At 46.2% G+C, this 18,946-nt stretch carries 18 protein-coding genes and 1 pseudogene; 8 read left to right on the forward strand and 11 right to left on the reverse strand.

Annotated features, from left to right (window positions below; translation table 11 throughout):
* From GJU82_RS02525 to GJU82_RS02555, 7 genes and pseudogenes are all read right to left on the reverse strand, one after another.
* Window positions 1-708, reverse strand: coding sequence for a sulfite exporter TauE/SafE family protein (locus GJU82_RS02525; protein WP_228488534.1), 708 nt, complete (start codon window positions 706-708; stop codon window positions 1-3).
* 13 nt (window positions 709-721) lie between these two features.
* A complete protein-coding gene (gene larB / locus GJU82_RS02530; RefSeq protein ID WP_153630710.1) occupies window positions 722-1,459 on the reverse strand; it encodes a nickel pincer cofactor biosynthesis protein LarB in 738 nt (245 codons plus the stop codon).
* 1 nt (window position 1,460) lies between these two features.
* Complete coding sequence (larC, locus tag GJU82_RS02535; protein WP_153630711.1) at window positions 1,461-2,633, reverse strand: nickel pincer cofactor biosynthesis protein LarC; 1,173 nt, start codon at window positions 2,631-2,633, stop codon at window positions 1,461-1,463.
* Window positions 2,634-2,696: 63 nt separating this feature from the next.
* Window positions 2,697-3,515 (reverse strand): ATP-dependent sacrificial sulfur transferase LarE, encoded by an 819-nt coding sequence (gene larE, locus GJU82_RS02540; RefSeq protein WP_153630712.1) that lies wholly within the window; start codon window positions 3,513-3,515, stop codon window positions 2,697-2,699.
* 65 nt (window positions 3,516-3,580) lie between these two features.
* The gene (gene nikR / locus GJU82_RS02545; protein WP_153630713.1) at window positions 3,581-3,982 is read right to left on the reverse strand and encodes a nickel-responsive transcriptional regulator NikR; all 402 of its coding nucleotides are present in this window, start codon (window positions 3,980-3,982) and stop codon (window positions 3,581-3,583) included.
* Window positions 3,983-4,283: 301 nt separating this feature from the next.
* A pseudogene (locus tag GJU82_RS02550) lies at window positions 4,284-4,628 on the reverse strand (GyrI-like domain-containing protein); the annotation flags it as partial.
* 94 nt (window positions 4,629-4,722) lie between these two features.
* Entirely contained in the window at window positions 4,723-5,451 is a 729-nt protein-coding gene (locus GJU82_RS02555) for a DUF6261 family protein (RefSeq protein ID WP_153630715.1), read from the reverse strand.
* Between the two features lie 1,168 nt (window positions 5,452-6,619).
* On the opposite strand from GJU82_RS02555, the gene GJU82_RS02560 reads away from it, so the two are divergent.
* From GJU82_RS02560 to GJU82_RS02570, 3 genes are all read left to right on the forward strand, one after another.
* The gene (locus GJU82_RS02560; RefSeq protein ID WP_153630716.1) at window positions 6,620-7,006 is read left to right on the forward strand and encodes a transposase; all 387 of its coding nucleotides are present in this window, start codon (window positions 6,620-6,622) and stop codon (window positions 7,004-7,006) included.
* Window positions 7,007-7,905: 899 nt separating this feature from the next.
* On the forward strand, window positions 7,906-8,907 hold the full coding sequence (locus tag GJU82_RS02565; RefSeq protein WP_153630717.1) for an alpha/beta fold hydrolase: 1,002 nt from the start codon (window positions 7,906-7,908) through the stop codon (window positions 8,905-8,907).
* 475 nt (window positions 8,908-9,382) lie between these two features.
* Window positions 9,383-10,264: a VIT1/CCC1 transporter family protein gene (locus GJU82_RS02570; RefSeq protein ID WP_153630718.1), complete on the forward strand. Its 882-nt coding sequence runs from the start codon at window positions 9,383-9,385 to the stop codon at window positions 10,262-10,264.
* A gap of 81 nt (window positions 10,265-10,345) precedes the next feature.
* On the opposite strand, the gene GJU82_RS02575 is transcribed toward GJU82_RS02570, so the two are convergent.
* The 3 genes from GJU82_RS02575 to GJU82_RS02585 form a co-directional block, all read right to left on the reverse strand.
* The gene (locus GJU82_RS02575; protein WP_153630719.1) at window positions 10,346-10,879 is read right to left on the reverse strand and encodes a hypothetical protein; all 534 of its coding nucleotides are present in this window, start codon (window positions 10,877-10,879) and stop codon (window positions 10,346-10,348) included.
* Window positions 10,880-11,023: 144 nt separating this feature from the next.
* Window positions 11,024-11,821 carry a type 1 glutamine amidotransferase domain-containing protein gene (locus GJU82_RS02580; protein WP_228488535.1) on the reverse strand — a complete coding sequence of 266 codons (798 nt, stop codon included), beginning with the start codon at window positions 11,819-11,821 and terminating at the stop codon, window positions 11,024-11,026.
* A gap of 75 nt (window positions 11,822-11,896) precedes the next feature.
* A complete protein-coding gene (locus GJU82_RS02585; protein ID WP_153630720.1) occupies window positions 11,897-12,844 on the reverse strand; it encodes an aldo/keto reductase in 948 nt (315 codons plus the stop codon).
* A gap of 292 nt (window positions 12,845-13,136) precedes the next feature.
* Here GJU82_RS02585 and GJU82_RS02590 point away from each other — a divergent pair, with 292 nt between their 5' ends.
* The 5 genes from GJU82_RS02590 to GJU82_RS02610 all read left to right on the forward strand — a co-directional run bounded on the left by GJU82_RS02590 (window position 13,137) and on the right by GJU82_RS02610 (window position 17,029).
* Complete coding sequence (locus GJU82_RS02590) at window positions 13,137-13,472, forward strand: hypothetical protein (RefSeq protein ID WP_153630721.1); 336 nt, start codon at window positions 13,137-13,139, stop codon at window positions 13,470-13,472.
* 390 nt (window positions 13,473-13,862) lie between these two features.
* Window positions 13,863-14,291 carry a DUF2231 domain-containing protein gene (locus GJU82_RS02595; RefSeq protein ID WP_153630722.1) on the forward strand — a complete coding sequence of 143 codons (429 nt, stop codon included), beginning with the start codon at window positions 13,863-13,865 and terminating at the stop codon, window positions 14,289-14,291.
* Between the two features lie 24 nt (window positions 14,292-14,315).
* Window positions 14,316-14,939, forward strand: a complete 624-nt coding sequence (locus tag GJU82_RS02600) for a rubrerythrin family protein (RefSeq protein ID WP_153630723.1) — start codon at window positions 14,316-14,318, stop codon at window positions 14,937-14,939.
* A 594-nt stretch (window positions 14,940-15,533) separates the two neighbouring features.
* Window positions 15,534-15,782 (forward strand): hypothetical protein, encoded by a 249-nt coding sequence (locus GJU82_RS02605; protein ID WP_153630724.1) that lies wholly within the window; start codon window positions 15,534-15,536, stop codon window positions 15,780-15,782.
* Between the two features lie 230 nt (window positions 15,783-16,012).
* Window positions 16,013-17,029, forward strand: coding sequence for a pirin family protein (locus GJU82_RS02610; protein ID WP_153630725.1), 1,017 nt, complete (start codon window positions 16,013-16,015; stop codon window positions 17,027-17,029).
* Window positions 17,030-17,641: 612 nt separating this feature from the next.
* Here the strand turns inward: GJU82_RS02610 and GJU82_RS02615 are convergent.
* On the reverse strand, window positions 17,642-18,574 hold the full coding sequence (locus tag GJU82_RS02615; RefSeq protein WP_153630726.1) for a magnesium transporter CorA family protein: 933 nt from the start codon (window positions 18,572-18,574) through the stop codon (window positions 17,642-17,644).
* Window positions 18,575-18,946 lie beyond the last annotated feature (372 nt).

Genomic DNA, 18,946 nt, shown 5'->3' on the forward strand with positions numbered 1-18,946 from the left:
TTACCATCCCAAAAACTGCATGCCCAGCCCCGCTACCAGGATCATCAATCCGGCTACCAGGTGAAGGTATTTCTCCCTGTTTTTAATTTTGATTAGCGAACTTCCTTTGTAGCCCAGCAAAACAATGGTGAGCATGGTAATGATAGTGGCGGCCCCGAAAATAACACTAACCGCAAACACGCCAAAGGTATTGTGTTGAGAGGCCGGATAAATCAGTAAGGGAATCAGCACCTCGCATGGGCCAAAAACAAAAATGAGAAAGAGAATCCATGGTGTCAGTTTGGTATTGTCCTCCTTATTTTGTTCGTTTTCAGTTATGGCCTGATGGTGTAGTTCCCTTATTTTTTTAGGAACAAGGAAGTGGGGTAGATGAGTATGTCCGCCGTTTTTGAGGTATTTGTATATCCCGTAAATTGAATAAAGTGCCCCGAAGGCAATGATCATCCATCCAACCAGGTTTCCCCGGTACGATTCAATGGTTTCCAGTTTATTGACACTAATGCCGAGCGCTACACCCGCAATTCCCAGAACCACCGAACCGCTAATGTGCCCGACGCCTCCAATGAAGGTGATCCAAAGGGTTTTGGTTTGCGACCAGTTGCGGGCCTTGCTTAATACGATAAACGGCAAATAGTGGTCGGGACCGAGCGCTGTATGGACGAAACCCAATGTGGCTGCGGTAATCAGGAGCAGTTGTAAACCATTCATTATCGTCAGTTTATTATAGTTTGTTGATTAAAGCAGCCTGGCAGGCCGCCCCGAAACCGTTGTCGATATTCACCACCGAAACCCCGCTGGCACAGCTGTTCAGCATGGAGAGCAATGCAGACAATCCGCCAAAATTAGCACCATAGCCTACGCTGGTAGGAACACCAATAACCGGTTTATCCACCAACCCGCCAATGACGCTGGCCAAGGCACCTTCCATGCCGGCAACGACAATAATCACCCGCGCATTCCGGATAACATCGAGCTTATGAAACAACCGGTGAATACCGGCCACACCCACATCATAAATCGTTTCAACCCGGTTGTTTAGAAAGCGAACTGTTTCAGCGGCTTCTTCGGCAACCGGCATATCCGATGTGCCAGCCGCTACAATGGCGATATACCCTTTCCCCGGCCCGTCATCACGGTGTTTATACGTAATGGTTTTCGCCACCGGGTTATAAATAGCGCCAGGAACGGCCGCTTTTACGGCTTCGTACATGGCATCCGTTACACGTGTAGCTAATACATCGATGCCGTTTAGATATAAGCGTTCAGCAATTTGTGCCACCTGCTCCACGGTTTTCCCGGAAGCATAAATCACTTCAGGAAGACCGGTCCGGCGTAAGCGGTCGATATCAAGTGTGGCAAAACCCATCTCATCGATGCCATTGTTGGACAGATGTTGGAGTGCATCGGTCAGGTCCAGGTTTCCGCTTTTGTATCGTTCAAGTATCTCTTTCGCTGTCATATCAGATTACTTTTGACACTGCTTTTTCTACTTCCGTGATTGAAATATTGTGCTGAATGGCCAGGTTTTTGCAGTCTTCAAACTCTGGTTTGACATTCACCCGCTTGCCATTAAAATAGCTTTTTTTTACGCGTACATTTCCCAAGTCGGTTTCAACAACCTGTTCCTCACGGCGAAGCATACTCTTTTGTATCGAATATTCGCGTAAGCCAATGGACGTGGTGTTTTCGAAAATGATGGTTTTCATTCTGACCGACAATTCACTCGGGCACAAAACAGCCAATTGTGTTGCTGGTCGCGATTTTTTCATGATGACGGGGGTAAGCCAGGCATCGCCGGCGCCTGCTTCGAAAAGTAAATCCAGCAGGTAGCTGTAATGTTCCGGGCTCATATCGTCGATGTTGCACTCCAGCATGGTAGCGGTTTCAGTGGTCACATCGGTCATCTCTTCCCGGGTTTCCGAAAGGTAGACACGTAAAATATTCGGTACGCCGGGTACATCGCGCTGGCCAATCCCGTAACCTGTTTGGGTGATGGGAAAATTGATTTGTTCGGTAAATTCATCGACGGTTGCCGCCAATATCGCAGCGCCGGTCGGAGTAGTGGCTTCGTGTTGTACGAGCCCGGTTTTTACCGGAATATTCATGACGATAAGGGCAGTGGCCGGAGCCGGAACCGGCATGATGCCGTGTGCACAATTCACTGTTCCTCCACCCAGTTGGATGGAAGAAGAAAGCACTTTGTCCACATTGAGATAGTTGAGGCAAATGGCTGCACCGACAATATCTGCAATCGAATCGAGCGCCCCCACTTCATGGAAATGCACTTTTTGAATATCTATATTGTGGACTTTGGCTTCTGCTTCCGCTATCCGCCTGAAAATGCTAAGTGCTGTAGTTTTCACATTCAGCGAAAGCGGCGAGTTGTTGACAATTTCCCCGACATGTCGCAGGTGGCGGTGCTTTTCGTTTTCCGGATTTTCAATGATGACGGTCGCCTTTGTTCCCGAAATACCTTGACGGATATCTTTCTCAATCTTCAGGTGAAAACCGTTGATGTTCAATTTAGCCAGTTCACTTTCGAGGTAGCCGGGATCGACCCCAAGGTCAATCATCGCCCCGAGGTTCATATCGCCACTGATCCCGGCAAAGCAATCGTAATATAAGATTTTCATGGTTGGATGTTTATGGGTTGTTTCCCGAAAGGAGTCAATCGCGACGCATTCAGGGATATCTGTTTATTTTTTTACTACCCGGTTCAGTTTACCGGAAATGAGCCCTTCGCGATCGATTTCACAGTGTTCAAATCCCAATGCGGTGATTTTCGCCACTATTTCGTCCTGAACAAGTGTGAGTTTCTTTAAATCGTCCGGCTGCACTTCTATCTTTCCGAAAGTTCCGTAGTGGCGTACCCGTACATTGTCAAAGCCATAACCATTCAGAATATCTTCAGCAGCTTCAATCTGTTTGAGTTTTTCAAGCGTAACCGATTGGTTGTAGGGGATGCGGGAGCTCAGGCAAGGACTGGCAGGTTTATCCCAGTTTGGTAATTCAAAATGCCGGGCTATCTCGCGCAACTCTTCTTTTGTTATCTGGCAATCAACCATGGGCGACAGCACCTCATATTTCTTAGCCGCATCAATTCCCGGACGGTAATCACCCAAATCATCGAAGTTGGTTCCGCTCAATACGTGATATCCCGGGTACTTCTCACAAATCTCGGTCAGATCATGAAAAAGATGCTCCTTGCAGAAGAAGCAGCGGTTGACCGGATTCTGGTTATAGCGTTCGTCAGCCAGCTCTTCTGTCTTAATGATTTCCAGATGAATGTCGAACTGCGCGCAGAAATCGTTAGCCAACTGAAAGTCTTTCTTTTTTAAACTCTCGGAGTTCGAAATCACGCCAATGGCTTTTTCTTTTCCCTGGAATTTTCGCGCCAGAAAAAGAACAAGTGACGAATCGATTCCTCCGGAGAAAGCCACAATCGAACCGTCCCTGTCTTGAAACCAGGCTTCCAGCTCATCAAGTTTTGTTTGTATCTCTTTTGACAGATTCATGAAGATTTTAGTTCGTTCGTAATACTCTTTTTAAAATTCGTGTTACTTACAGTGCAAAAAAATAGCTAATCAGCCCGTGTCATGGTCAGTTTTCCATGTTGCATTCCTTTTATGCTGATCAATTTATCTGAAAGCTCGGTAAGTCGTTTAGCAATTCCTTTTACGGCGATTATTTCCAAACATTTATCCTTTTCCAGCATAAAGCGTTGGGTCGACAGGATTTCGTCGAAGTGGTTTTCCTGCAAAGCCGATAACTGGTTCAATAATTCGCGCTTATGCGGATCATAAATCAGGGTAACTGCACCTGCCACCTGGTTATTGCACTGCCATTTGTGTTCCACCATGTTTTTGCTGATCAAATGGCGGATGGCTTGTGAACGGTTCGAGAACTGGTTCTCTTTCACGTATTCATCAAGTGAATCGAGCAGTTCCTGTTCTATGGATATGCCAAAACGCGAGACAGTCATGGTAACAATAATTATAAAATTAGTAACACGATCAAAAATAATATTTAAAGTGGAGAAAATTCGGGATGAGGGAAAAATTTCAGCTATTTATAACTATCAAATTGTAAGTACAGCTTAATTTGCTCACCCCTATTCCGAAGTATCGGAACCCTGAAGGGGACTTTAAGCCGCCCCTTTAGGGAAGCTCCGGGGCATCGGAGGGAGGGGTGAAACGGAAGGCCCGATTACAATCTGTAAGCTTCAAACTTTGCCGTGGCACTTTTCGGACAGCCTCTTCAACCGGAATTTCCGCTAAGCTATTCTATTGAATGGGGAGGTAAATCTCTGTTTTCAGTTTTTCCGGTTCCGTTCGGGCCGGGTCGTTGTCATACTTTTCAAATACCGGAAGATCCCGTAATTCAGATCCGCTGGCAGGCAGCCATTCCGAAAAAATCGTGTCATACACCATTCCCAAATTGCTGTATGGCCCCTGGTAGGAAAATACGGCGTATTTACCGCCGGGTATCACCTTCACATCGATTTCGCCTTTCGGCTGAACAGGCTTTTTGATTACCAGGCAAACATCCGATCGCAGTTTGCTGCTTTCCGTCACTTTAGGGTCATCGTAATATACACCAATATGCTCAATACCCGCGGAAAACAGCTTTTGCTCCTTTACAAAAGGATGTCATCCCTCCGGAGGGATGACATCCTTATTCCTTCCAATTCAATAATTTCTCCTGCTTGTTAAATAATTTTGATTAACTATTCTCTGTGGACGTAGTCGATGATGTATATCGCGTACGAATTTTAATGTTTAACGAGTTGACGAGCTCGGCAACATTGGCTGTCAGTGCACCGTAAACCGCATTATTGGCTTTATTCATGGCAGTCAGATAGTCGATCATGTCGTTTATTATCGCCAATGTTTCACGCTTGATATTCGACGGTGCGATCACTTCCGGTTTTTCTGATTCGAGTTTGGCCGATTGCTGGTAAACGTCGCTCAAGTGTCCCTGCTCGCTTCGGAGGTCAGCCACCAGCTCGGTTAAATTAAGCGTAGTGATAGCCTGTACTGCTTCTTCGCTGGTAAATGACTCAAGGATGGATTCGAGCATAGCGCTCTCATTTTCGATACTCAGGCGGGGAATATCCTCGTCATGCGATTTAACAATGGTAAGTATCCGTCCGGCGGCTCCTGCTGTTGGTTCTTTGTCCCAGCGCAGATACCCCTTTAGAAAATACATCAAAGCAGAAAACAAAGCATCCCTGCGGGCGTCGGAGGCATCTAATTCGTCTTTCAGTTCTTTTCCTCGTTTTGTCCCTATCCCTTTCACCATTGTGGCTGCATTTGTTTTTAGCAGTGTGTTTTTAGTGGTCAGATAGTCGTCTGTTAGTGCAGCGTTTTGCGTTGCAATAGCTACATTCTTGGCGATATCAGCTGTTTCGGCTACTAAGGCCGACGATGATAAATGATTCATTTTATCCATGAAAGTTATTTTTGAATAGCAGGAGTGTTAGTTGATAATTGCTTGTCGATGTAGAATTGTAAATTGGTATGGAAGAATTGATTTCCGGTAAAGTATAGATCGTATTCATTGGTCTGGTTAATTGATGTTGACGATTAAATTTAAATATTTTTTGTAAAAATAATAGTAGTCATGTCTAATTTATTTTGGATAAAAATAAAAGGACAAGATGAAGCGTGGTCAATCGTATTATTTAGGCGAAAGGCGAAACACATCCGCCCGGCGATCTCCTAATTAGGCGAAAGGCGAAACATGTCCGCATGGGCGATCTCCTAATTAGGCGAAAAGCAAAACATGTCCGCATGGGCAATCTCCTAATTAGGCGAAAGGCAAAACATGTCCGCTCGGCGATCTCCTGGTTAGGCGAAAGGCAAAACATGTCCGCTCGGCGATCTCCTGGTTAGGCGAAAGGCAAAACATGTCCGCTCGGCGATCTCCTAATTAGGCGAAAGGCGAAACACGTTCGCTCAGCCATTTTCTATTTAGAAAAACGCCGAAACACTTTCGCTGAGCTTTTTCGGTCCGGAATAAATGGCAAAGTACATCTGCTTTAGGCTGGTTCTGTTTCGATTGAGTTGTAAATTGGTTAAATTGGTGTGGAAATCGCAGAAATGGTGGAGATGTTTGCTTTTTATAGTTGAACCCTTTCAGGGTTCGGGGCTGCGGGTTGAGGTTACACCTGTGGCCACAGGCTGCACGTCAGGCCACAGGTTACACCTGTGGTTACTGAGCTTCAACCACTCCGTGGTTTTGGGCTGTTGGTCATGGAGTTTTTGGGGCGTGTGCTTTGGGACAGAGGTTGCACCTGCGGGGCACAGGCTGCACTTCCGGGGCACAGGCTGCACGTCAGGCCACAGGTTGCACCTCCGGGCCACAGGTTGCACCTGCGGTTACTGAGCTTCAACCACTCCGTGGTTTTCAGCAGTTGGCACTTCGAAAGTGCGAGGAAGCCAGATAACCCTGTACGCAGTGCATGGGGTGACAACAACTAAACCAGCCGGCAGGTGGAGCGGCACCCTGCCAGTCGTGTAATCCCGGGATTGAAGCTTAGTAACCATGTATACGATGCATGGCGTTGAACACAAACTAAAACCAGGACCCTGAAAGGGTTCAACTAAACCGATATGATATGAGTACATATACCCAAATCCTTTACCAAATCGTCTTTTCGACCAAGTTTCGCGAGCCGACCATGGCTCAGGATGGCCAGCAAAGACTCTATCAGTTCATCGCTGGTATACTGAAGACTAAAAAGTGTCATTTGTATCAGATAAACGGTGTTGAGAATCATCTGCACATTATAACGGATATTCATCCGATGTTGGGACCTGCCCAGTTGGTAAAGGATATCAAGTTAGCAACGACGGCTTTTCTGAAAGAGACAGAGATATTCCCGTCTTTTCGGGGGTGGCAATGTGGTTACGGAGCTTTTACGTATTCAATCACGGCGAAAGAGCGCTTGATAGCTTATGTGAAAAATCAGAAAGAGCATCACCGGGTGAAGAATTTCCGGTAGGAATATATCCAGTTGCTGAAAGAGCACGGGATTGACTATGACGAACGTTATGTGTTTGCTGATAGTTGAACCCTTTCAGGGTTCGGGGCTGCGGGCAGAGGTTGCACCTCAGGGCCACAGGTTGCACGTCAGGCCACAGGTTGCACGTCAGGCCACAGGTTACACCTGTGGTTACTGAGCTTCAACCACTCCGTGGTTTTGGGCTGTTGGTCATGGAGTTTTTTGGGCGTTTGCTTTGGGACAGAGGTTGCACCTGCGGGGCACAGGCTGCACGTCAGGCCACAGGTTGCACCTCCGGGGCACAGGCTGCACCTGCGGGGCACAGGCTGCACCTCTGACCACAGGTTGCACCTGCGGTTACTGAGCTTCAACCACTCCGTGGTTTTGGGCTGTTGGTCATGGAGTTTTTGGGGCGTGTGCTTTGGGACAGAGGTTGCACCTGCGGTTACTGAGCTTCAACCACTCCGTGGTTTTGGGCTGTTGGTCATGGAGTTTTTTGGGCGTTTGCTTTGGGACAGAGGTTGCACTTCCGGGGCACAGGCTGCACCCCTGGCCACAGGTTGCACCTGCGGTTACTGAGCTTCAACCACTCCGTGGTTTTGGGTTGTTGGTCATGGAGTTTTTTGGGCGTTTGCTTTGGGACAGAGGTTGCACCTGCGGGGCACAGGCTGCACGTCAGGCCACAGGTTGCACCTGCGGTTACTGAGCTTCAACCACTCCGTGGTTTTGGGCTGTTGGTAAAAAAACTGCGTAAAGGCCAGCTGCGTTATCTTTATGTAAGGATTGCTTTTGCGGCGAAACCTTTCCGCCCCCCTTTTGTTGGCAGGTATTACAATGACGCGTCATTCGGGAATCCCGGTTAATGACCGTTTGTATAAATCACTAAAAAGACGACTAATATGAAATGGAGAAATTGGATTCTGACAATGCTAATAATATGGCCGCTGATGGCCATGGCGCAACCCGACAAGATAAAGCCGCTGGATGCGATGCTAACCGATTACCGGTATCCCTATCCGGTTTCGTACCTCGATCTGCACATCCAGAACCAGGATTTGAAGATGGCGTACATGGATGTAATGCCGGCCAATTACAACCATAAAAATATCATGTTGCTGCATGGCAAGAATTTCAATGGCGCATATTGGGGCCAAACCATCAAAGCTCTAACGGCGAAAGGTTATCGTGTGATTGTTCCCGACCAGATTGGTTTTGGAAAATCATCGAAACCGGCACATTTTCAGTATAGTTTTCAGCAACTGGCATCAAATACCAAGGCATTGCTCGATCACATCGGGGTAAAACATACCGCTGTACTGGGCCACTCGATGGGAGGGATGCTGGCCACCCGTTTTGCACTGATGTATCCGCAGGTAACCGACAAACTCATTCTCGAGAATCCCATCGGGCTGGAAGATTATAAGCTGAAGGTGCCGTACAAGTCGATAACGTGGTGGTATCAGAATGAATTGAAGAAAAGCTATGCTTCCATCCGTAAATACATGCTCGGGAGTTACTATGCCGGGCATTGGAAACCAGCCTACGATGAATGGGTAAACATCCTGGCCGGATGGACACAGAGCAAGGACTATCCGGTGGTGGCATGGAACTCAGCCTTAACCTACGACATGATTTTTACACAGCCGGTGGTGTACGAATTCAAAAACATCAAGTGCCCTACATTGCTCATCATCGGTACGCGCGACCGTACGGCACTCGGCAAACCGCTGGTGTCCGACAGTGTCCGGGCCACCATGGGACTGTACAATAAGCTGGGCAAAGAAACACAGGCGAAAATTCCCGGCTCGAAGCTGGTAGAGATACCCGGCATTGGGCACCTGCCGCACATCGAGGCATTCCCGAAATTTATCAGGCCACTGGAGAACTTCCTGAGGGAATAACATCCGGTGAAAACCGGAAAATTTCCGGCAATCAGTTGGACTGAAGATGATTTAAGGAAAAGAATACGGGAGAAATTCGTCTTCATGCAGGTGAGGGAGTGCCCAAAAACGCGACACTGAAAAGTGGCAGCAAAAAGGATGAGGGTGTCCGAAAAGTTGAATTGGAAAAGTGTTTACTTTCAAATTGAAAGCAATCTTGGATTTACCCCTCCTCCCGATGGACATCGGGACTCCCTAAAGGTGAGGCTTAAAGTCCCCTTCAGGGTTCCGATACTTCGGAATAGGGGTAAATAACTAAAGTTGTACTTACAATTTGATAGTTCTGAAAATGCTCTTTCAACTTTTCGGACACCCTCATCCTTTTAATGGAATGAAATCTTAATGAGATTTTTAGCGAAACGAAATGGGAAAAGGAAGTTGGTTTTCCAAACATTATGTAGTTTTGTCTCAAATCAAAAGAATCAAAAAAACATCGATGAAACGTAAACCATTGTCCCCCGAAACGAGGAAGCAATTGCTGGTTGCCCAGGGAAACGAAATTACCGAATACCATATTTACAAACAGCTGGCGAAAAAGCAACGCGATCCGCACAATGCCGAAGTATTGAGCCGTATTGCCGACGATGAGTACAAGCATTGTGAGATATGGAAGGAGTACACCGAAACAGAAGTCGCTCCGAGTAAATGGAAAATCTGGAAGTTCTACTGGATTGCCCGCATATTTGGTATCACTTTCGGGATAAAGCTGATGGAGAAGGGGGAAGAGAGTGCCCAGGTAAATTATAACGAAATTGCCAACGAAGTTCCTGAAGCCAAAATCATCAGTAAGGAGGAGAACGGTCACGAAAATCAGTTGATTGACCTGCTGGAGGAAGATAAACTGAAGTACATCGGCTCGATTGTTCTCGGTTTGAACGACGCGCTGGTGGAAATTCTGGGAACGCTGGCCGGATTGACTTTTGCCTTGCAGAATACCCGTCTGGTGGCGCTGGCCGGCATCATTACCGGGCTGGCCGGGGCATTGTCCATGTCGTCGTCTGAGTACCTTTCGACAAAATCGGAAGGCCGGCATGATGGAGCCATGAAATCGGCGATTTTCACCGGGATAGCCTATATCTTTGCCGTGGTTTTCCTGGTAGTGCCTTACCTGATATTTACTTCACCGTTTGTGGCGCTGATTGTGGCTGTTATCGATTCGGTGCTGGTAGTCTTCCTGTATAGCTATTACATCTCCATTGCCAATGATCAACCCTTCCGGAAACGTTTCTGGGAAATGGTGATTCTGAGTACCGTCGTTGGATTGATATCGTTCGGTCTGGGTTACGTTGTCCGAATTATATTCGGCATCGAAGTTTGATTTGAATAATTAGTTGTATTCATCGAATATATAGGAAAAGAGGGCGCCCTGGGTGTCCTCATTTTTTGTGAATAAGGGGCTTTATTCTTTTTTGATTTGGACAATCGTAAACGTTAAAACTTCACCACCATCGATAGTAACTTCCAGCTGAATGTTATCGGCGGCAGGCGTACCAATATAGTCCCACAATAAATATTCGGCTACATCATTGGAGGAGGTTGGTCGCTCCTCAATCTTTTTGGTGAGCGGATTGATGAACCAGATGGTTCCAGGGTCGATGGGCAGCTCTTTGGTGGCAACCTGTCCGTTCTTTTCAACTTCTGTCAGTTTCCAGTCGGGGCCGGTGAGAAAGCCGGAGAGATCACATTCTGTAAACCGGAATGACATAGTGTAAACGGTTTCGGTCCCAGTCTCACCCGTTACACTGGCCGATTTGGGGACGGAACTAACATATTCCATTGGCATCAGGTGCAAATCACCTTCTGCGTCCACTTCCATCTCATAACCTTCTCTCATTCCCTCAACAAAAACAAATGTTTTGGAGATAACGGTGTAGGGCAGGGCAACCGCTTTTTCAGAGGTGGCCGTCGCCATCCCGTCTTCAATTTTTATCAATATTCAGTAGTTGGTCTTCAACGTACAACTGTTCTTCATTGTACGTCCATGCAGGTTGTCTTCGCTGCAGCCTATAATCATAGTTAAAGCGATGAACGTGATGCTACAGAGATTTTTTACTTTCATTTTGAATAGCTTATTAGGTTAATCCTTCTGCAATTCTTTTAGTACTTCTTTGCCCACTTTTTTTGCCGATTGTGGGTTTTGTCCGGTAATCAATCGTCCGTCGTGCACGACATGTATGGTGAACTTCGATGAGCTGGTATATATTCCACCACGTTCTTTTAGTTTATTTTCTAATAAAAACGGAACGACGTTGGTGAGTTTCACTGCTTTCTCTTCCTCATTGCTGAAACCGGTTATCTTTTTCCCGGCGATGAGGTACGGGCCATCAGCCAGTTTGATATTGATCAAACCGGCCGGCCCGTGGCAAACTGCACTTACTACACCGTGATGCTCGTATATCTTCGCCGCAATTTCAGCCAGCTGCTGACTTTCCGGAAAATCCCACATGGCTCCGTGACCGCCTACAAAATGTATCGCCACATAATCATCAGGATTGATTTCCGAAGGCTTTAATGTATGATTGATTTTGTATTGAATCTCGGGATTGCCCCAAAACTCTTTGTTCACCGGGTCATTCAAATCGAATCCGTCAACCGGCGCTTTCCCGCCTTTGGGACTGACAAACTCGATGACATACTTGTTTTTCAAAACGTCCCACGGATGAGCGGCTTCCGATAAAAAGAATCCGGTTTTTTTGCCGGTGTTACCTTTTTGATCATGATTGGTCAACACGAACAGAATTTTGGGTTTGGCCGCTTTTCCCGTTTTGGGTTTCACGGCGGCAGTTTCGTCGTTTGCCGAATGGCCTTTGTGCTTTTGGTTGCATCCGCTTAGCAGGAGGCCAAACAGCAGGACGGGCATCAATTTTTTAATCATATACATTTTTGTTTGATGGATTTCTGTTTAGCATACGAAACCGTATGATGAGGGATTCAAATTTTCGGCTTAAGGCTATTTATACGCTGAAGCCGATTGTAGCAATTGCAGATCTTCCGGCTCGGGCTTCATTTGCACGGCTTCGGCGAAAGCTTTCAGATGACTGCTTTTCGTCGCACTGGCAATGGGCGCGGTCACATTGGGCTGGTGAATGAGCCAGGCAAGTGCCACAGCTGCCTGTGAAACTTCGTGTTTGGCAGCCAGTTCGTCCAGCGCTTTCAGAATACGAAAACCGCGGTCGTTCAGATACGTTCCCACTCCGCTACCGCGAGCACTTTTGCCCAGGTCATCCTTGCTTCGGTATTTCCCGCTAAGGAAACCCTTGGCCAGCGAAAAATAGGTGATAACACCCAGTTCCTCTTTCAGGCAAACGGGCGCAACGCCTTCTTCAAAGCCCTGGCGATCGTATAGATTGTACTCCGGCTGAAATACTTCGTAGCGTGGCAAATTGTTTTGAGCGCTGGCTGTCAGTGATTCCTTCAGTCGCTCGGGCGGAAGATTGGAGGCGCCTATAAATCGCACTTTTCCAGCTTTGATAAGTTTCCCGTAAGCTCCCAGGGTTTCTGCTACGGGCGTGTTTTCATCGTCCCAGTGCGAGAGATACAAGTCGATGGCATCGGTCCGCAAACGGCGCAAAGAGTCATCCACTGCTTCCATAATATGTTTCTCCGAGAGGTCGCGATGGCCTTGTCCCATATCGGCGCCTACTTTGGTAATGACGTTCACACGGTCACGATTTCCCCGTTCCTTCATCCATTTCCCGATGATGGTTTCCGATTCGCCGCCCTGGTTGCCGTCGGCCCAACGGGAATAAACGTTGGCTGTATCAATAGTATTGAAACCGGCGTCCACAAATTCATCCAGAATCCTGAACGACTCTTTTTCGTTGAGTGTCCATCCAAAAACATTGCCCCCGAATACGATGGGAGCAGTTTGTAAATCGCTATTTCCTAATTTTATCATATGATTTGCTATTCTAATATTCAATAAAAAGATAAGTCTGTCTGTTGCGTTTAACAGATGAGGGGGAGGCAATGTTTGTTTTTGTCCGGATATTTCTATTCGCGGATGCAAGATATCTTTTTAGATATGATAATGGTTTTGTAGTTATAGAAAGCCGGTTTTTCCTGGTTGGAAGAAAGCTCTGGCAGATTGGAAAAGGTAAGGCCGGGCTACTTCGATAATTTTTCTACTTTTAAATCCGTTCGCGGGTTAGTAGGAAGAGAAACGCCTGCCCGCTATAGTTACCCGTCAGATGAACGAGGCTGCATTGAAAAAACATTATCACCAATTATACACCGAATCGATAGATAAGATTCAGGATAAGGGAGTGGTTACGGATGAATTGCTGGATGATCCGTCGGATGACCGGCGCGGAATTACCTTGTTAATTCGTCCGCGCGATGAGGTGAAAGAACGCATTCGTGGCTGGTTGCAAGTAATGCAAAAAGAAGAGCCCGGCCAGTACTATTATCCCACTTCCGATTTGCATATCACCCTCTTGTCGGTTATTTCCTGCTACAGCGGATTTCATCCTGAACAGATCGATTTGCCATCTTACAATCAGCTGATCCGCTTCCCGTCAGGATAAATGCAAAGTTTTTTCCATAACTTTCTCAACGAAATGGGTGGCAAAGGAATAACGGGAAGCTACAGCTATTTCATCTCATAGTCGCAGGGCAACGAAGCGACGGTAAAGCCTGGAAAGAAGCCAAACCATGACTTAACTCTATGGCACACTGCCCGCGTGTATCACGAGATGTACCAGCACATCTTCGATTAGAATGTAGCGTTTCGCTTTTAGAACAACCTTCAGCTTGAAATAACCCGAAACACTTGTTGGCCGCAACCCGGCATCAACGAGTGTTTCGGGTTATTTGGTATCGGTAAATGAAGAATGATTTTAAATTAAAAACGAACACGGGTCATCATCGTCTTTAGACAAGTAGATTTCTTATATTTACGTAAAAACTAATTACCTATGATTTCACTAAGCCACATTCACCCAATGTTAGTTCATTTTCCAATTGCGTTAATCGTTATTGGATTTGTTGCCGATTTAGCTTCGTTGGTTTTTAAGAAAGAAGCATGTTTATCGAAAACCGGTTTTTACTTGCTAATCGTTGGTACACTTTCGGCCATTTTTGCTTTGCTGGCCGGTATTTTATTTACTTCCGACATGTCAGGCGTTGCAGGAGAAGTTAAGGCTACCCACGAGTTGTTTGCCTGGATAACGTTGGGTTTATTATTTCTTGCTGCCGTCATTCGGATTTTCCTCGTTGTAAAGAAAAGAGAAAATTCAGACTTGAAATGGCTTGCCTTTGCTCTTTACGGACTTGCAGCCATTTCAGTCGGTATAACCGGTTTCTTTGGCGGAACGCTGGTTTATAGTTATATGATGCCCCTTTAATAAATAATATAAATTCAAACTCAGATGAAAAAAATGCGTATAGTTTTAGTATTAGTTGTTACAAGTTTGATAGCATTTACAAGCTGTAATCAACCCAAACCGGTTAAAACAATAGAAAACCTCAAGGCAGGTATAATTGGTGAAACAACAGCAAGCAAAAAGTACGAAGCTTTTGCTCAGAAAGCAAAAGAAGAAGGTCATGATGCGATTGCGATGCTTTTTAGCGCCGCATCAAACGCGGAAGCAGTACATGCAGCCAATCATACCAAGGTTTTGGAATCATTAGGCGAAAAGATGGATGCTTTTACACCGGAATTTGACGTGAAAACGACGGCAGAGAATTTACAGGCAGCGATAGACGGAGAGTCGTATGAAGTCGCCACAATGTATCCTCAATTTCTCGCAGATGCAAAAGCTGAAAAAGTTCAGAAAGCTGAACAATCGTTTACCTGGGCGTTAGATACCGAAAAGAAGCACAATGATTTTTATTCCAAAGCATTGAGCGCTTTAAACACGGAGTTGGAAAGCGGTTTGCCTACGGGTTATGCCGTTTGTCCTGTTTGCGGAAATACGTATGATATGGCAAATGTGGATGATAAATGTGCGTTCTGCCTGACCGACAAGTCAGAATTTATCAATTTCGATTAAAGTAAAAAGACTATTTTCATATTTTAGTCTAGCCAAAATATCCTGTGCAATTAAGTTGTAATTGCACAGGATATTATGCCCTTTATTCTCCTTTCCGCGAAGAACAACCTGGATATCATTAGCTAAATCGTTTTCATGGGTGTGGCGAGTGGAGGGATTGTTTTGCAAAGAAAGAAGATAGCAGGCACTGCACTTCCGGTGGAATGAGGAATAGTCAGGGCAGCTTATCAGGCGATTACTTTTGAGATAGCTGCATCGAAAGTGGTGAGAATATCAAGCCAAATCCCATGACCCAGTTCTATACCACACTGGCCCGTGTATATCACGAGATGTACCAGCACATCTTTGACTACGATGTAGCGTTTCGCTTTTACGATGACTCTGGATATCAGATGCCAGCCCACTCCTGGTATTCAGGACTTGGTAGGGGCGGGACATGTCGTGACAGTGACTTCTCCCATTAAACCACGGTTGGTTGTTGTGTAGCATACCGAGATACTCATGAGAAAGATTTTGATAACTTGGATCCAACCTAAAAAAACCAGCGAAATGAAGATATTGGCCATCGAAAAGGAATTAAATGAGGTTGATTGATTGGAAAATGAATCCCGGACGCTGATTGAAGAAGCAAAATCAGCTTATAAAATGCTGCTTTTAGGTTATCCGAGAGAAATATACTTCACAGAAAACAAGAATGCTATCCTCATTCTTGAATGCGAAGATAAATGGGCAGCCAAACGACTTCTGAACGAGTTACCATTCGTCAGGAAAGGGATAATCGATTTTAGAATAATGGAATTACAGCCGTACACCGGTTTTTCCCGATTAGTGGATGTAGAGTAAATGTTGCACATACCAACTCTTCCCCATTATACCCAAACTCACAATCGACAGCTACAAATTGCCGGTTTCCCGAAATTACTCGGCGCAGATACGGGAAATGCTGTTAAAGCGATAACGTTGAGGATCTTCTTTAGTCAACGACATGGGGCGGGCGTCCGAAATTCTGGCCTCACATAAACCTAACCCTGGTTTCATTGTTTCAACTTTATCACATCAATATGGGAAAAACAATGAACGAATCAGTTGAGAATATAAAACCGTTGGGTTTTCAGTGGGAAGCCCCCGACCCATTTTTGTTTTGCGTGCATCATGAAGATTTCTTTCCAAAAGGAAATGCCAATTTAGGCCCCGGCAAAAAGGAATTGGTGGGAAGAAATATGGGGCAGGATTTTCATGTGAAAGATGGTTGGCGCATGTACCACGGGCAGACCGTTCCCGGTTTCCCGCCGCATCCGCACCGGGGTTTCGAAACGGTAACCGTTGTTCGCAAAGGCTGGGTCGATCATAGCGATTCGATGGGGGCAGCAGGCCGCTATGGCAATGGCGATGTGCAATGGATGACGGCGGGTAAAGGTTTACAGCATTCTGAAATGTTTCCGTTGGTGAACCAGGATGCAGGTAATCCCATGGAACTTTTTCAGATTTGGTTGAATTTGCCCCGGGCAAGCAAAATGGTCAAACCGCACTATAAAATGTTCTGGAACGAGGATATTCCCCGCTACGAAGCTGCTGATGCGCAAAACGGAATAACAAAAATCGAATTGATTGCCGGGAAAATAGGCACCCTGTCAGCACCGGTCCCTCCTCCGGATTCCTGGGCTTCGAAAGCCGAAAACGAGGTAGCCATTTGGGTGATACACATGGAACCGAATGCGACGTTTGAGCTGCCCGCTGCTTCACCCGGGGTGAACAGGCGGTTATATTTTTATAAAGGCGGCCAGCTTCATTTGAACGGTGCAAACCTGCCGGCCTACCATTCGGCAGATGTAAAAGCCGACCAGCCGGTACACCTGATGGCTGGTGAAGAAGCCTGCTCTGCCTTACTATTGCAGGGACGGCCCATGCATGAACCGGTGGTTCAGTACGGGCCTTTTGTGATGAATACCAAAAAAGAGATTGATGAGGCTTTTTCGGAGTACCGGCAAACACAATTCGGGGGCTGGCCCTGGCCGCAGGACGAAGTAACCCATGGCGCAGGCGCGAAACGTTTTGCCATCTATTCGGATGGAACGAAAGAGGAACGATAATTTTTTCCAGGCAGGGGCATCACCATAACCGCGAAGCCCCTATGGGAATATCTATGACAGGAATATAAAGCCTTTTTTGTCCTTTCCACGCAAAACGGGGATATAGCGGCTTTTTAATCTCGACAGACAGGCAATAAAATTTGAAAGCCTATGCATAACGAATTGCCACAGGCCAGTCCCGTGCTTTCCCGTTTTTGCTAACGTAAGCCGTTCCCTATTTCCCTAATTCTCCATCCATCTCACCAGCCCGAAACCCCATCTATCGGGAAATAAAAAGATTTTGTTTACTTGGATGCAACATAACAACCAACAAAATGAAGACAGAAAATTCGACCGATCATCACGAGACTTGTGCCTTCGCAGAACAGCTTCCAATTTGCATGGGGGAGCAGCCACCGATGTTTTTAAGTAAGCATTCGGCCAACCATGTCTTGTTTCAGGGTAGATATGGTTTAGATTAATAGTTTCTCTAAAATGTTCAGGGGATTTTGAGTGATTTAAGAGCCATTGTTAAGAGGCTCCCGGTCACAGGTTTCATATTCTGCTTCGGGGTTTAGCCTAATCGTACTCTAGGGCATCTCTCTTGAGGGATTATATTTTTCCGCATAAGCGTTAAAACCATTTTCGTTTCCGGAACATGACGATGCCAATGTAGGCCATCAGGCCGGAGAAGAACAGGATGGCCGGGAACGCCCAGGCCGAGTTCTCCATGAAGTTCGGCACGTTCATCCCGTACAAACTGGCAATCAGGGTTGGGATCATCAGGATGATGGAGATGGAGGTCAACTGCTTCATCACCACGTTCAGGTTGTTGGAGATAACCGAAGCGAAGGCATCCATCATGCCGCTCTGGATGTCGGAATATATCTGCGCCATGTCGATGGCCTGTTTATTCTCAATCACCGCGTCTTCCAGCAAGTCTTCGTTAATTTCATTGATGGTGTTTCGCCGCGAATTCCTGAGTTTCGTCAACACAATTTCGTTCGAACGGAGGGAGGTGATGAAGAAGACCAGGCATTTCTCCATTTTCAGCAATTTGGTCAACTCCTTGTTCCGGATCGATTCTTCCAGGTCGGTTTCAATCGACGACGTCTGCTGGTTAATGTATTTCAGGTAGCGCAAATAGGTGGTGGCCGACCGCAGGAACAGTTTTAGGATGAAATTCAGTTCATCGTTCACCTGCTGGTACGGCTCGCGGTAAAGCGACGGTTGGTGCGAAGGCAGTACTTCGTTTTGCACCGAGCAAAGGGTGATGGTTACGTCCCTGGTCATGAAAACGCCCAGCGGGGCCGTATAAAATGGCACACCGTTGTTGGGATTTTCGATGGGGATACGCAAAATCACCAATGACCAATCGTCGTCGTTTTCCAAACGCGGGCGCTCATCCACGTCAATAATATCCTTGATAATGTCATCGGGCATGTTGTACTGGTCACGTAGTGCAGCGATTTCGTCGGGGGTTGGATTGGTCACATTAATCCAGCATCCTTTTTCTGCCTTGGGTAGCTCAACGTAACCGCCAAAGCTTCTGAAGATTTTAATCATGTTTCGTGCCTCCTTATTTTTTTCATTAAGAAAGGCACAGACTGTCCGCCCTCTCTTAATGCGAGGTTATACCAAATTCCTGTCTATGATACGGGCCATCGTCCATATGATACTTGTTGCTTTATTTTTGTGCTGCAAATGTAGGAAACTATTTGGCAAGATACCTTATTCCCGGCAGGAAATCTCTTTATGAAAAGCTGAGAACCTGTTTAAACGACTGGGAAATAGTGGCCGGCAGAAGTCAATTTGTGTGCCCGCCGTGGATGAGGTTTCTTCTTACCTGTAAAAATATAAAAATGGATTGTGCCCGTCTTAAAAATGGTGTCAGGTTGTAATAAATGAGAGAAATTAAATTATAAATAACAACAAAAT

The organism is Prolixibacter sp. SD074, from assembly GCF_009617895.1.
Taxonomy (GTDB): domain Bacteria; phylum Bacteroidota; class Bacteroidia; order Bacteroidales; family Prolixibacteraceae; genus Prolixibacter.

Bases quoted from the DNA above. Each gene is read 5' to 3' on its own strand.
- GJU82_RS02610 (WP_153630725.1), top strand. From the start codon at position 16,013: ATGAACGAATCAGTTGAGAATATAAAACCGTTGGGTTTTCAGTGGGAA.
- GJU82_RS02585 (WP_153630720.1), bottom strand. From the start codon at position 12,844: ATGATAAAATTAGGAAATAGCGATTTACAAACTGCTCCCATCGTATTC.
- GJU82_RS02560 (WP_153630716.1), top strand. From the start codon at position 6,620: ATGAGTACATATACCCAAATCCTTTACCAAATCGTCTTTTCGACCAAG.
- GJU82_RS02600 (WP_153630723.1), top strand. From the start codon at position 14,316: ATGAAAAAAATGCGTATAGTTTTAGTATTAGTTGTTACAAGTTTGATA.
- GJU82_RS02580 (WP_228488535.1), bottom strand. From the start codon at position 11,821: ATGATTAAAAAATTGATGCCCGTCCTGCTGTTTGGCCTCCTGCTAAGC.
- GJU82_RS02570 (WP_153630718.1), top strand. From the start codon at position 9,383: ATGAAACGTAAACCATTGTCCCCCGAAACGAGGAAGCAATTGCTGGTT.
- nikR (WP_153630713.1), bottom strand. From the start codon at position 3,982: ATGACTGTCTCGCGTTTTGGCATATCCATAGAACAGGAACTGCTCGAT.
- GJU82_RS02590 (WP_153630721.1), top strand. From the start codon at position 13,137: ATGAACGAGGCTGCATTGAAAAAACATTATCACCAATTATACACCGAA.
- larB (WP_153630710.1), bottom strand. From the start codon at position 1,459: ATGACAGCGAAAGAGATACTTGAACGATACAAAAGCGGAAACCTGGAC.
- GJU82_RS02595 (WP_153630722.1), top strand. From the start codon at position 13,863: ATGATTTCACTAAGCCACATTCACCCAATGTTAGTTCATTTTCCAATT.
- larE (WP_153630712.1), bottom strand. From the start codon at position 3,515: ATGAATCTGTCAAAAGAGATACAAACAAAACTTGATGAGCTGGAAGCC.
- GJU82_RS02555 (WP_153630715.1), bottom strand. From the start codon at position 5,451: ATGGATAAAATGAATCATTTATCATCGTCGGCCTTAGTAGCCGAAACA.
- GJU82_RS02565 (WP_153630717.1), top strand. From the start codon at position 7,906: ATGAAATGGAGAAATTGGATTCTGACAATGCTAATAATATGGCCGCTG.
- GJU82_RS02615 (WP_153630726.1), bottom strand. From the start codon at position 18,574: ATGATTAAAATCTTCAGAAGCTTTGGCGGTTACGTTGAGCTACCCAAG.
- GJU82_RS02525 (WP_228488534.1), bottom strand. From the start codon at position 708: ATGAATGGTTTACAACTGCTCCTGATTACCGCAGCCACATTGGGTTTC.
- larC (WP_153630711.1), bottom strand. From the start codon at position 2,633: ATGAAAATCTTATATTACGATTGCTTTGCCGGGATCAGTGGCGATATG.